At 37.4% G+C, this 13,085-nt stretch carries 16 protein-coding genes; 3 read left to right on the plus strand and 13 right to left on the minus strand.

What is annotated here, in order from left to right:
• Positions 1-30: 30 nt before the first annotated feature.
• The 6 genes from ACMGDK_RS12245 to panD all read right to left on the minus strand — a co-directional run bounded on the left by ACMGDK_RS12245 (position 31) and on the right by panD (position 4,701).
• Positions 31-1,074 carry a TerY-C metal binding domain-containing protein gene (locus ACMGDK_RS12245; protein ID WP_436808216.1) on the minus strand — a complete coding sequence of 348 codons (1,044 nt, stop codon included), beginning with the start codon at positions 1,072-1,074 and terminating at the stop codon, positions 31-33.
• Positions 1,075-1,094: 20 nt separating this feature from the next.
• Positions 1,095-1,733: a vWA domain-containing protein gene (locus ACMGDK_RS12250; protein WP_436808217.1), complete on the minus strand. Its 639-nt coding sequence runs from the start codon at positions 1,731-1,733 to the stop codon at positions 1,095-1,097.
• A 77-nt stretch (positions 1,734-1,810) separates the two neighbouring features.
• On the minus strand, positions 1,811-2,482 hold the full coding sequence (locus ACMGDK_RS12255) for a TerD family protein (protein ID WP_436808218.1): 672 nt from the start codon (positions 2,480-2,482) through the stop codon (positions 1,811-1,813).
• Between the two features lie 31 nt (positions 2,483-2,513).
• Positions 2,514-3,089: a TerD family protein gene (locus tag ACMGDK_RS12260; RefSeq protein WP_436808219.1), complete on the minus strand. Its 576-nt coding sequence runs from the start codon at positions 3,087-3,089 to the stop codon at positions 2,514-2,516.
• 175 nt (positions 3,090-3,264) lie between these two features.
• On the minus strand, positions 3,265-4,347 hold the full coding sequence (locus ACMGDK_RS12265) for a lysylphosphatidylglycerol synthase transmembrane domain-containing protein (RefSeq protein WP_436808220.1): 1,083 nt from the start codon (positions 4,345-4,347) through the stop codon (positions 3,265-3,267).
• A 3-nt stretch (positions 4,348-4,350) separates the two neighbouring features.
• Entirely contained in the window at positions 4,351-4,701 is a 351-nt protein-coding gene (panD, locus tag ACMGDK_RS12270; RefSeq protein WP_306843255.1) for an aspartate 1-decarboxylase, read from the minus strand.
• A 398-nt stretch (positions 4,702-5,099) separates the two neighbouring features.
• Between panD and ACMGDK_RS12275 the strand changes: the two genes are divergently transcribed.
• Positions 5,100-5,390, plus strand: coding sequence for an HU family DNA-binding protein (locus ACMGDK_RS12275; protein ID WP_002976900.1), 291 nt, complete (start codon positions 5,100-5,102; stop codon positions 5,388-5,390).
• A gap of 232 nt (positions 5,391-5,622) precedes the next feature.
• Here ACMGDK_RS12275 and pdxH read toward each other — a convergent pair whose 3' ends face one another.
• Positions 5,623-6,264 (minus strand): pyridoxamine 5'-phosphate oxidase, encoded by a 642-nt coding sequence (pdxH, locus tag ACMGDK_RS12280; protein ID WP_436808221.1) that lies wholly within the window; start codon positions 6,262-6,264, stop codon positions 5,623-5,625.
• A 24-nt stretch (positions 6,265-6,288) separates the two neighbouring features.
• Between pdxH and ACMGDK_RS12285 the strand changes: the two genes are divergently transcribed.
• Together ACMGDK_RS12285 and ACMGDK_RS12290 are read left to right on the plus strand one after the other, a co-directional pair.
• On the plus strand, positions 6,289-6,837 hold the full coding sequence (locus ACMGDK_RS12285) for a YqgE/AlgH family protein (RefSeq protein ID WP_436808222.1): 549 nt from the start codon (positions 6,289-6,291) through the stop codon (positions 6,835-6,837).
• Positions 6,838-6,886: 49 nt separating this feature from the next.
• Positions 6,887-7,525, plus strand: a complete 639-nt coding sequence (locus ACMGDK_RS12290) for an N-acetylmuramoyl-L-alanine amidase family protein (RefSeq protein WP_436808223.1) — start codon at positions 6,887-6,889, stop codon at positions 7,523-7,525.
• 82 nt (positions 7,526-7,607) lie between these two features.
• Here the strand turns inward: ACMGDK_RS12290 and ACMGDK_RS12295 are convergent, their stop codons facing one another.
• The 6 genes from ACMGDK_RS12295 to ACMGDK_RS12320 all read right to left on the minus strand — a co-directional run bounded on the left by ACMGDK_RS12295 (position 7,608) and on the right by ACMGDK_RS12320 (position 12,914).
• Positions 7,608-8,417 carry an aminotransferase class IV gene (locus ACMGDK_RS12295; RefSeq protein WP_436808224.1) on the minus strand — a complete coding sequence of 270 codons (810 nt, stop codon included), beginning with the start codon at positions 8,415-8,417 and terminating at the stop codon, positions 7,608-7,610.
• A gap of 77 nt (positions 8,418-8,494) precedes the next feature.
• Complete coding sequence (locus tag ACMGDK_RS12300) at positions 8,495-8,881, minus strand: START-like domain-containing protein (protein WP_202089068.1); 387 nt, start codon at positions 8,879-8,881, stop codon at positions 8,495-8,497.
• 190 nt (positions 8,882-9,071) lie between these two features.
• Complete coding sequence (locus tag ACMGDK_RS12305) at positions 9,072-10,247, minus strand: aspartate aminotransferase family protein (protein ID WP_436808267.1); 1,176 nt, start codon at positions 10,245-10,247, stop codon at positions 9,072-9,074.
• A 135-nt stretch (positions 10,248-10,382) separates the two neighbouring features.
• Positions 10,383-11,162 carry a hypothetical protein gene (locus ACMGDK_RS12310; RefSeq protein ID WP_436808225.1) on the minus strand — a complete coding sequence of 260 codons (780 nt, stop codon included), beginning with the start codon at positions 11,160-11,162 and terminating at the stop codon, positions 10,383-10,385.
• Positions 11,162-11,989 (minus strand): hypothetical protein, encoded by an 828-nt coding sequence (locus tag ACMGDK_RS12315; RefSeq protein ID WP_436808226.1) that lies wholly within the window; start codon positions 11,987-11,989, stop codon positions 11,162-11,164. Before ACMGDK_RS12315 ends, ACMGDK_RS12310 begins: the two co-directional genes overlap by 1 nt.
• Position 11,990: 1 nt before the next feature.
• Positions 11,991-12,914: a hypothetical protein gene (locus ACMGDK_RS12320; RefSeq protein WP_436808227.1), complete on the minus strand. Its 924-nt coding sequence runs from the start codon at positions 12,912-12,914 to the stop codon at positions 11,991-11,993.
• Between the last annotated feature and the right edge of the window lie 171 nt (positions 12,915-13,085).

The raw sequence follows: 13,085 nt of genomic DNA on the forward strand, positions 1-13,085 counted from the left end.
CCTTTGGCTTCCGAATAGGTTTTTCTGCCGTTACCCTAATGTTCTGTTAATATCAAATCCTTCACTGGAAAATCCATAATAATCTGAAGTTCCGCACCAGGGGCATTTATTATATCCTTCTCCTTTCAGACAATGAATTCCTCCGCAAGAACAGGTTGCCAGCGCAACGGGATTGGCACAATGAGGACATGAGGTTCCTCCCTGAAGCTCTTCGATGGAAATTTTAAGGTTGTTTTTCTGGGAAGATGAAAGCCTCACATAGGCTTTTTCATCAATTTTATAGGCTCCATCCAGTCTGTAATATCTTGTAGACATTCCAGGTATACTTGACTCGGCAAATGTTTTTTTAAACTTCATCAAATACAGCTTCTCCGTTTCTGAGCATTTTCCGTTTAAGACAACAAAGTTATTGTCCGGAAACTTCTGCTCCAGTTCAGGATCTACTTTTTCAAGAATAATAGAATCGATCTTAGACAGGTTAATTCCTTCTTTATTGGCTTCTGTAACACTCTGGCTGGTTGTTTTAATGGAATCTGTCACCCATTTGAAAAATTCTTTATAGGAGTTTTCATCAGAATTATTGAACAATAAAACATTGTCTGATAAAGTTCCCAGCAGCTTATAGTTGGTATTTTCACCAATAGACACCGCTATAGTATTGGATTTCCCGTGATATTTATTATTCCATCTTTCAATAGCTTTTGTCGCATCATCGGTAGGAACTCCGTCCGTAAAAAGGAAAACAATAGGTTTCCAGTCGCCTTTTCTTTCGTAGGTAGTTTTCACAATATCCCTGTCTATGCAATCCATCACTTTGATCAGACCCTGAGACAGCGATGTTCCACTCCCAATCGGGATCTTTGGCGGATAAAAACTGATGATATCCTGCAAGGGCGTAATAACTTCTGCTTCTCCGGCAAAACCTATAATGGAAATATAGACCGTTTCCAATGAATACGGATCTTTCTTTAATTCTCTGATGATATTGGCAATACCTTCCTGCACCTGCTCAATAGGCTCTCCAACCATAGATTCGGATACATCGACTAAAAAATAAATAGGAAGTCTTCTCATGATTTATAAAGACAAGTAATTTAGATTATAATATTAAGCTCGGACGGTGGTGGCGGCAGCGGTGTGCTTTCTCCCGTTCCCTGTGATTTTCCTCCCATTGTGATCGAAGAGCTTACCCATCTGAAAAATGAAGAAAGCGTGATTGCATCTGTAGTATCCAGTTTTACCACGTGATCTGTAAGCTCTTTCAGGAACTGCTCATCTGCTTTAGGGCCTGCAGCACAGCCTACAATAGCTCCAAATTCCAATTCTTTTATCACCGGAATCATCTGTCTGTATTTCTGGATATCGGAAGGCTTTCCGTCAGTAAATATGAACAGCAGCGGCCGCCAGTCTTCTTTTTCGTCTGAAGATCCTTTAACAAGTTCTTTTTTCACCAGTTCCGAAACCATTTCCAGAGCCGCACCGGTATGGGTAGGTCCGCTGTCCGGGCAGGTGATTTCCATAGGGTAAAAACTGGCCAGATCAGTCAGAGGAATGATATTCTTAACCTCACGGTCAAAAGTAATCACACTCAGATGAAGGCTGTCCATCGCTTGTGGATCTGCACGGAGCATGCTTATCAGCCCGTTAAATCCATTATTGAGTGCCTGGATAGGTTCTCCGTTCATAGAACCGGAAGTATCCAGTAAAAAGTATGCTAATAATCTTCTGCTCATGGTATGGTGTTAATTCTGAAGCCGGCAGCGGAAGTTGAAAACTTCCTGCCGGCCTTATGTTTGATAAAAATCTGGGTTTAATTGGAATATGCGTATTGCTTCAGGATCTCAATAAAGTTATCGGTCTGATGTGGTTCTCCAATAGCTCGGAATTTCCAGTCACCATTATGACGGTAGGCTTCGGCAAAAACCATCGCGCATTTTCCGTTCATACTTGCATCTCCTGAAAGGCTGTATTTTGTAATCTCTTTCCCTTTGGCATCTACCGCTCTGATAAAGGCATTCTCGATCATTCCGAAATGCTGGTTATTCTGTTTTCCCTGGTAAATAGTCACCAGGAATAATATTTTCTGATAACTTTCATCCAGCTGATCCAGTTTAACGATAATCTGCTCATCATCTCCATCTCCGGCACCGGTTCTGTTATCTCCGGTCAGCCATATATTTCCGCTTGGATGCTGCATGGAATTAAAAAAAATCACATCACCCTGATAAAGCGCGATCTGCCTTCCTTCATTAGTCTGCATCGTTTTTCCCAGGTTGGCCACTTTGCCATTTCCGTCTAAAAGAAATGCAACGGCATCCAGATCATATTCTGCTTCTTTACTGAAGAGCTTCCCAAAGAAACCTCCCTGTTTCCTTACATCCCATCCTAAACCGATCGTTACTTTTGAAAGGTCGTAAACACTTTCGCCACGGTCATTTTTTCTTAAATCAATCGTCTGACCTTTCTGTAAATTAATTGCCATAGTTATCGTTTTTGTGTATTTGAAAATATAATTATTTAATGATCTGTCCTTTGTAATATTTCTCAAGGAAAAAGGCCAGATCTGCTCTGTAGCCGATTCCTGATGCTTCAAATTTCCAACTTCCGTTTCTTTTGTATAATCTTCCGAATTCTACTCCTGTTTCGATAGAGAAATCTTCATCCAGCTCATATTTTGCGATCTCCTGGCCGTTACTGTTATCCACAATTCTGATGTATGAATTTCTTACCTGGCCAAAGTTCTGCTTTCTTCTTTCAAAGTCTTCAATGGTTACTACGAAAAGGATTTCTTCAGCTCGGGGATCTACTTTTTCAAGATCTACGATAATTGCCTCATCATCATCGCCGTCACTGTTTTTACCGCTCGGATCGTCTCCTGTGTGGGTCAGTGCACCGTCGGGAGACTGCAGGTTATTGTAGAAAACAAAGCATTCTTCATTTAATAATTTTCTGTCGGAATCAATCATGATGGCAGAAGCATCCAGATCGAAATCGAAGCCGGTCCCTTCATTTGGGTCCCAACCCAGTCCTATCGTCATTTTTGTAAGCCCTATCTCGATCTTTTGTCCTTTCTGTAAATTAATTGCCATAGTGTTTTAGATTATTAATTATTTTTTGTTTAAGATAAATGTGATTTGTGGATTGACCAAATTTATTGATAAAAAAGTGAACAGCATGTGGTAATGCTTCATTTTAATAGGGTTTTAACATAAAAAAAGTCCAATTATAAAATTGGACCCGTATTATTAAAAGTTATTGGTGAACTTAATTTTCAAATTCTTTTTCAGAAACTGCTTTTTCTCTTGCTTTAGCTAACATTGGAATAGAAATAAACCCCATCACCAACATAATGGTGATCTGAAGAGGTAGCGAAATAAATGAATAGGTCAGTCCCATTTCACCTCCTAGCTCAGCACTTTTCCCCATTGAGATAAATAAAGCCATAAATCCGTACTTCATGGCCAGATTAAATGCACCAATTCCGCCACTTGCAGGAACGATCATTCCCAAGGTACCAACAACGATAATGAAAAAGCCGTCTGCAATAGTAAAATTAGAGGTTTCAGGCAGTGCAAAGCACACAAGATAAGCTGCAAAATAGTAGCAAACCCATATTCCTATAGTATAAAGGATGAATTTCCCTTTTTCTTTTAATTTAAATATAGAAGTTAGGCCTTGAAGGATTCCTTTTCCAAAATTGATTACTTTTTCTTTCTTGTATTTATAAAAAACTATTAAACCTAATATTAGTAATAAACCTATTGAAATTTTTAAATAAAAATAGAATGAATCAAAATCTTTAACTCCAATTTTCATTAATAATCTTTCAACAAAATTAGGTTCAAATTTAGTTTTTTTAGCTTTTTGCTCCGTAACAAATTTATAAAATGAAATGATTGCATCAAACTTAAATATTACTGTGAGCCCCAGAAATCCCAGCATACAGATAAGATCTACTACCCTTTCCAGAATAATGGTTCCAAAAGATTTGTCAACAGGAACTTTTTCCACACCATATAAAGCCGTAGCTCTTGCTACTTCACCACTTCTCGGGATGGTAAGATTCATCAGGTATCCGAAAGATATAGACCAAAGTGAATTTGAGTTAGATATTTTATGTCCCATCGGTTCCAGCATCAGATTCCAGCGCACAGCTCTGAACCAGTAAGCCAATATACCGAAAACAGACGCAAACAATACCCACAGATAGTTTGCCTTTGCTAAAGATACCTTGATCACTTTAAAATCAAGACCTTTTAAGGCTAGCCATAAAAAAAAGCCTGCAAAAGCAAGCGATATTACTATTGTTAGTATTGATTTTAAAGGATTCTTTGGTTTCTTTTCCATGGATCAGGTTAGAAGATTTGTTTTTTCATCCGGGAAAACAATTTTCGGCTGGAATGCTTTTGCTTCTTCGGGAGTCATCTGTGCATAGGCAATGATGATAATGATATCATCTCTCTGTACTTTTCTTGCAGCAGGTCCGTTTAAGCATACTTCCCCGGATTTTCTTTTCCCTTTGATAACATAGGTATCAAAACGTTCTCCATTATTTACATTGACGATATAGACTCTTTCTCCCACTACCAGACCGGCAGCTTCTATAAGATCTTCGTCGATCGTTATACTCCCAATATAATTAAGGTCTGAGGCCGTAACCCGTACCCTGTGGATCTTAGACTTGAAAACTTCTATTAACATTCTGCAAATTTATTAATAAAAATTTATAAATCGGGCTTTTGGAATCATTTTAAAACTCCCATAAACCGAGCTATTTAATTTTGTATTACACAAGCTTTCAGGCTATTATTTGTAAAATCAGCAAACATATCGTTAAAAATATTAATACTTTACACGAAATTTAGGATTTAATAAATACAGAAAATAATATTATTTTTTTGCTAAAGTCAATACTCATAAGCATTTGGCATGATTTTAGTGAGCGGTAACGTAGATTTTACGTGAAAAATCAAATTATCATATTTTAACTGTTTTCATCAAAAAGTAAAAAAATTTTATAACTTTTAATAAAATAATTGCACAATTATAAAATAGTATTATATTTGCTATAATTACGAACTAACTTAATATTAAAAATTATGAACAAGTCTGAATTAATCGACGCAATCGCAAAAGATGCAGGAATCACTAAAGTTGCAGCTAAAGCTGCTTTAGAATCATTCATTGGTAATGTAACTACTACCCTAAAGAAAAAAGATGGAAAAGTTTCTTTAGTAGGATTCGGTACTTTCTCAGTAGCTGAGAGAGCTGCTAGACAAGGGATCAACCCTGCAACTAAAAAACCGATCAAAATTGCTGCTAAAAAAGTTGCTAAATTCAAAGCTGGAGCTGATTTATCCAATGCAGTTTCTGGTGCTAAGAAAAAATAATCATTCAGATTAAAAAATTCAAAGGCCATTTCCTAAGGAGATGGCTTTTTTTATTGTAATAACTGAAATATTGATGTATTCCGGTGGCTTCGAGAACCTCAGCCACCTACAGATATCCAGCGAAAAAGAATGCAAAACAGATTAGAAACTTTTTTCTAGAGAAAGACAATAAACATACAACATGTCTACCATAACTCTCATCTTCCAACATCTACCTTCTAACCTCTAAATCCTACGGTGCCAGGCGTGAAATCTTCCAGTCAAGACCCTCCAGCTGATAAACAATCCTGTCATGAAGACGGTTGGGTCTTCCCTGCCAGAATTCAATTTCGTAGGGTTTTGCTATATATCCGCCCCAGTTGGCAGGTCTTGGTACTTCACCGGTTTCATATTCTTTTTCCAGTTCCTTTAATTTTTCTTCCAGAAACTCCCTGTTCGGAATTGCCTGACTTTGGGGGGAAACGACCGCTCCAAGCTGGCTTCCTTTAGGCCTTGAATGGAAATATCCATCACTCAGGTTTTCTGCAATTCTTTCAAGGTCTGCTTTAATAATGATCTGCCTTTCGAGATTTGGCCAGAAAAAACTAAGACAGGCCTTATGGGTGTTTTCTATTGCTTTTCCTTTCCTGCTTCCATAATTGGTATAGAAAATGAATCCTTCATAAGTATATTGCTTAAGCAGCACCATTCTTGTTCTTGGGCAGCCGTCCTCTTCTACCGTAGAAACGGCCATGGCATTGGCTTCTGAGACCGTCGGACTATTGCTGGCCTCGAGAAACCAGTCTCTGAACTGTTCAATGGGATTTTGTTTTATCTCACTTTCAATAAGTTGGGATTTCTCATACACTTTTCTCTTGTCGTGCAGGTTTTCCATAAATATTTTTTATTAAATTTGAGTATGAATTACTCATACAAAGGTAAAATATTAATTTCCACACCTGACATTTCCGGCGATATTTTTTCGAGATCGGTAGTGCTGATCGTTGAGCATAACGAAAGCGGGGCATTTGGTTTGATATTGAACAAAAAAAACAGCCAGATGAGTAGTAAGTTCAAAAACTTTTTTGATTTCAAAATAGAGGTCTATGACGGCGGACCTGTAGAAAATGACAAGGTTTTTTTTATCATTAAAGATAAGAAGGTTACCGAGGTCTATTCTGAGATCAGCAAGGGGTTTTATATCACGGAAGATATTGAAAGCATCATCAGTGCTGTTCTTAATAAGGAATTAAGCATTAATGATGTGAAAATTTTCTCCGGATATTCCGGATGGTCTGCCGGGCAACTTGATGATGAGGTACAAAGGAAGATGTGGACTGTGGTAGAAATTTACAATTTAGACTATACACTTCCTAATGATCAGACCCTTTGGAAGTCGATTATGCAGAACCTGGGCGGGGAATATCTGCTGTGGGCCAATTCACCTGAAGACATTTCTCTTAACTAACTGAATTTCTATCTGATACACTTTAAAAACATTAACAAAATTTAAGATTATGTTAACCAATTTTAAAGAAAGAATTCCCGTTATTTGGAAAACCAAAATCACTGACATGAAAGGAATCAAATTACTTGCTTTATCAGTCTTTTCTGCTTCATTTTTATCATTTACTCCTATCAATAAAAAATATATTGTTATAGATGCCGGACATGGCGGAAACGATATGGGGTCGGTTTTCGATAAATTCTCTGAAAAAGAGATTACAATAAATATTGCCAGAGAGATTCAGAAACTGAATGAAAATCATGATCAGTATGAAGTCGTATTAACGAGGGATTCTGATACGTCTCCAACTCTTCAGGAAAGAACGACTATAATCAACAAGCTTAATCCGGAAATGGTTATTTCTCTTCATATGAATAGCAGTCCTCACAAGGAAACCCCGAAACAAGGCACTGAAGTGTATATTCAAAATACTGACGGTTCAAAAAAACTTGCTGAAAAAATTTCTAAGAAATTCGATGTCGCTAAAATCGAGGAACGTAATCTCCATATGCTGAGAGAAACAAAAGCTCCTGCGGTATTGGTAGAACTTGGCTTTATAAACAATACTAAAGACAGGGAATATGTTACCAGCGAAAGTGGACAGAAAGAAATCGCTCAAAAATTCACAGAAATCATCCGTGAATACTAAATAAAGAAACAATTTCTGATTTATTCAGAATAAAACCCGGTAAAGGACTTGGGTACTTTGTTGTTTACCGGGTTTGTCAATTTTAAAAACTATTCTTCCAGCTTTCCACCATTTCTATAAAACGGGAGCTTCCAAAAGTCTTATTTCTTATTTTACCTACACAAAATATGCCTTTTTCATCAGAGATCATTAAAATCTCTTCTGCCTTTTGTGATTCAAAAGCTATTATCTCATGCTCCTGGATATCTGCAAGGTTATTTTTATGTAAGAAAGTGACAAAATTTTCCATCAAGGGAGAGATGTATGCACCTTCGGACTGCTTGGGAACTTTGATCACGTTTCCTTCTAAAAACAGCAGGTTTCCGGAAGTGGTACGCGCAATCCTCTTGTTCGGATTAAGCAGGATGACATCATCCAGATCATTTTCTTCCGCATAAATGCCTCCGTAAATATTTTCCGGACAGTGTACCCTGATATTACTTAACAAATTATTATTTACATTAATTTCCTTAGTAAGATCCATTTCCAGTGGCCTCTGATGAACTGTAAGTATATCATCCGATTCCGTTACTTCATAAAAATAAGATACGGAAGATTTTGAAACGGTCACCGCATCATTATTTCTGAAAACCTGAAAATTGATAATTCCGTTTTTTATTCCTCTGCCATCGATAACATCTTTATGAAAAAGGGTCTGAAAAAACTCCAGGGTATAGGTAAGCGGAATATTCATTCTCATTTTCCTCATGGAGGCCATTAAGAAGAAATAGCACTCTTCATCCATAATCAATTCTCCGTTTCTCACAAAGAAAGAAACTTTCACTGCGTCGCCTAAAAGGAACGCTCTGTTCTTTACATTTAATCCGTCTGATGTAAAATATTGATTTTCCAATTTTTGATGTGATTTATTTATAAAAAAATAATGAACGATAAATCGTTCATCAGTTTTACCATTTAATAGTGTACGGATTATGCCGCACCTAATTTTATTCTAAGGTTTTCTATAAGGTTTTCCCAATATAATGCATTTTCTTCTTCATCACCTTCCTCACAGAAATCTGTAATATTTAAAGCAAGGTCTTCTGTAATATCATCTATAGTGATAGTCATTTCAAAGAAATTTTTAGTCCCCTCATCTTCTTCCCATCTGAAACGAACAAAACCTTCAGGCTTATATCTAATCAAAGTGGCCTTTTCAGCAGGTCCTCCTCCCCAGCTAAAAAAGAAATCATCGCCTTTCTCTGTTACCTCATCCGCAAACCATTCAGATAACCCCTCTGCCGTTGCCAGATATTCGTATAAAATCTCTGATAAACAATGCATTGGAAATTCGTAATGGACTTTATGTTTCGCCATATAATCTTTGTTTTTATCGTCCCGCAATATATAAATTAATTTTTTTATTACACTAAAAAGCAGTTATTTTTTTAAAGAATCTTCATGATATTTATCACAGCTTTTAAATCTTTTCTGAATATAATTTTCATCCCAGAAACTGCAATGTAACACATAAAAAATTCTCTCCCTATTGGAGAGAATTTATCGTCTATTTTTCATTTAAGGCCTCCAGGATAATCTGGCATCCGTGACGAATTTCGTCCATTGAAATGGTAAGTGGCGGCGAGATTCTCATATACTCGTTTCTATAGAGCTGCCAGAAGACAATAAGCCCCTTTTCCATGCACTTTTTTGCAGCTTCAAGGGTGTATTCAGGTGATCCGAGATTCACAGCCAGCATTAGGCCTTTTCCGTTGATATTTTTAATCTTTGGATGGACAAGCAGTTCTCTGAACAGTTTTTCTTTTTCAGCGGTTTCATCCATCAGTCCACTTTCTAAAACTTCTTTCAAAGTAGCATGGCTGGCTGCTGCAATCAGAGGATTTCCTCCAAATGTTGTAATATGTCCCAGCTTAGGTGAATGCGACAGTGTTTCCATAATCTTCCTGGAGCTCATAAAAGCACCTACCGGAACTCCTCCACCCATGCCTTTACCCATTACTAGGATGTCGGGAACGATTCCGAAATGCTCAAAAGAGAATAGTTTACCGGTTCTTCCGAAGCCCGGTTGGATTTCATCAAGGATCAGAAGTGCACCTACTTCTTCACATCTTCTTTTAAGCTTGATTAAATAATCACCTTCCGGAACTAAAAATCCTGCTGCTCCCTGAATTGTTTCCAGGATGACACAGGCTGTTTTCTCTGTAATTTTGTCAAAATCATTTTCATTATTGAATTCTATAAAGCTGACCATAGGCAACAGCGGGCGGAATTCTCTTTTATGGGTTTCGTTTCCGGATACACTCAATGCACCGTGCGTGTTACCATGATATGAATTTTTAAAGGAAACAATCTCTTCTCTTCCTGTATAACGCTTGGCCAGCTTAAGACTTCCGTCAATAGCTTCTGCCCCACTGTTTACCAGGTAGGTAATTTCCAAGGGATCGGGGGTAGCTTCTGCCAGAAGTTTGCATAATGCTACAGGCTTTTCCTGTGCATATTCTCCATACACCATTACGTGCAGGTATTTGTCTGCCTGCTCTTTGATGGCTTCCACCACTTTAGGATGTGAATGACCTAAAGTATTGGCAGAAACACCTGCAACGAAATCCAGATATTTCTTCCCATCTGTTCCGTAAATATAGCTTCCTTCTGCTTTTTCCACTTCAAAACCTGCTGCAAATTTTGTGGTCTGTGCCTGATATATAAAAAAGTCTTTATGCATTTCCATGTCGCAAAAATTTTCAGCAAAGCTAAAAAAGATTCAGCACATGTAGAAATTATCTGTCGGGAATAAAAAAATCACCCCTGATGATCTCAAGGGTAATTTAATATAAATAATAAAAAGTAGGAGACTAATTTAAAGTACTTTTTCGACTGTTACATAACTGTTGTTAATCACATTATAAGCAGTGGTTCCCCCGACTTCAGAAATAGCTTCTAAAGTAATATACTGTCCCTGAACTGCATACACTGAAAAATCCAGGCTAATTTTTCTGATCGTGCCGTCAAAATTCACCGCATTTTCCAAAAGCTGGAATCTTTTAGCATCATTAACATATAAACTTGCTCCCAATCTGCTGCTAAATGTACCTGCAGCACCTGTAAAGTTCAGGCTTACATTAATTCTGTACAAACCGCTTTGCCGGATATAAAGTCTATTTAAATCTGCTCCAGTTGTAAGAACATTAGTTTTAAGCTTTAATGGATCTGCTAAAAAATTAGGCTTATCAATTAAGGAATTAATAGGAAGCATCACAGCACCTGAAGTCGTATTTACAGGGTTTATTGTAAATCTTGAAATATTATCAGATTCAATTTCAAAGGCTTTGCTCCACACAAGCCCGTCGAATACCATTACCTGACCTGTACTTTTCACAAATATGAGCATACCTCTTAAAACTTCTATCCTTGTGCCGGGAGCGTTTACTCCGGTATAAGGCAAATCAGTAACAGTTTCAACCGCAGGTAAACCGAAACCTTTAACTCCGGTTGCTTCACTTGTATTTGTTATGTACATCATTACCTGATCATTACCATTGGCATTAGAATCAGGGTTTGGTATGTTTGTAAAATTAACTTGCGCACTGTAAATGCCTAACGAAAACAAGAACAGGCAGAATATATATTTTTTCATCATTAATAGGCTTTAATTAAACGAGCTCCAATATATGAGTTTACAGAATTGGAATCTGTTCCGTATGCGGCAAGAGATCCTCCGGAACCACCAATAGTTGTTATCGTCGGAACAACTCTCAGCTCAGCGCCAGCAGGTAAGGATACCGTCTGGGAGAAACTTGAAGTTTTACTTCCCTGAGTGTCAATAATAAATATAATAGAGTAATTACTTTTGGTAACAATAGTCTCCCAATCCGAAGCAGGAGTATATTTAACCTGCAGTGTCAGCTTAAATTCTGTAACACCTATCTGGGCACCCACACTCCCACCTGTAAAACCTAGGGCTGCAGCTATATCATAAACTCCATTCTGTTTTATCGTCACAGAACTTGGATTTTTCAAGAGCAGATTATCCACAAGAACCTGGCTTTTATTATCAGGTGCAAGATAAACCGGAGCACCTAAGGAAAGACATATCCCAAGACCAAAGGCGAAGCAAGGTATTGTAATTCCTGAAGAAATTCCCAATCTTGAACCTTTAGGCTGAAATATTCCCTGTATCTGCCTTGCCGGATTCCAGGCATAACCGTCATATTTATAATACTGATCATCCGCTTTATTATAGATAACCCCGCCTACAAGGTTAGGGTAGTCACTAAAGAGATCCGGTGATGCAGCATCATATTTAGGAAAAGTGGTATAAGTATTGGAATAAGGGAGTATTGCTCCTCTGGTTCCGTCTTTTATTTTTAATATGTTCTGATTGCTGGCAATGTTGTCACCAATAACTACCTGTGCATTTAAGCCGTATTGAAATAAACACACTAAAATTAATATTATCCTTTTCATTTTATTGCATATTTATTTTTTCAACAATGATTTCTGACACTGCGTTTCCTGTAGTATTCATTGAAAAAGACATTATATTTCCGCCAATAATACCGGTACAAACCCCTGTTCCAATATTCTGGTTCCCATAGAACCTAAGTCTTAAATTGTCACCTGCTTCAAAGCTGCCTACATAAGTAAGAACTAGTGACTGTCCTACATCAATAGCTCCCGGAGACAAGCTTCCTAAGGATAATGCACCACTGGTGGAACTTGTGGTATTATTTGTAATAGGCCTCCATGTGGCGGGTGCTGCTGCAGTACTTGTTTCCAGATCAACCTTTGAGTATAGATTAATTGTTACTCCTACGCATAGCGCCGGTGTTTTAACGTCTATAGCACCACTTTTGAAAGAAATTTTATACAAACCTCTTGTCTTGATATTAATAATATTGCTCGTAGCCGATGCAAGAGAAACATCTGCTGAAATATCATTATAACTCGGGCTGGCACTTGTAAATGGAACATCCATTGCTCCTCCTGTTTGGGGACAAAGTCTGTTTACTCCTCCACATCCTAATCCACAGGTTCCGCAATCTGCCGTTATGACAGCGCTTCTTATAAAACGGGCCATCTTATTGTTCTTTAAGGCCGTTACAATAGGATCTGAAATTTTCCATACCGTACCGTCATTCTGAACAATACTTCCTGTTTCTTTATTAAAGATAATAGAACCCTGAGTTCCGTTTCCTGTGGTACCAGTAGCAGATAACGGCAGTACTGAAGCTGTGTTAGCCCTCGGCAATCTCGCTGCGTTATCATCCTGTTTTACATGTAAAAGTGATCTTGTGTCGGGTTGGAAACCTGGGGTTTTCGAAATCCCAACCTGTGCGTTAATCCTTGTAAAGCAAAAAATAAGGACTAAGAGGAAATAGTCGATTTTCATTATATTTTTTTTATCATTCTTCGATTAAATTTATAAAATATTATAACTTAAATCACAAAAAAAACGTTAAATAAAACATGAAAAAAAATAAAACATAGAATTAATGCGGTATCCGAGAACTAAATAATCTATTATAACGATTGAAAAAAGTAATTACTTCCTTATATTTTA

The sequence above is a fragment of the Chryseobacterium hilariae genome (genome assembly GCF_051400735.1).
GTDB lineage: Bacteria > Bacteroidota > Bacteroidia > Flavobacteriales > Weeksellaceae > Chryseobacterium.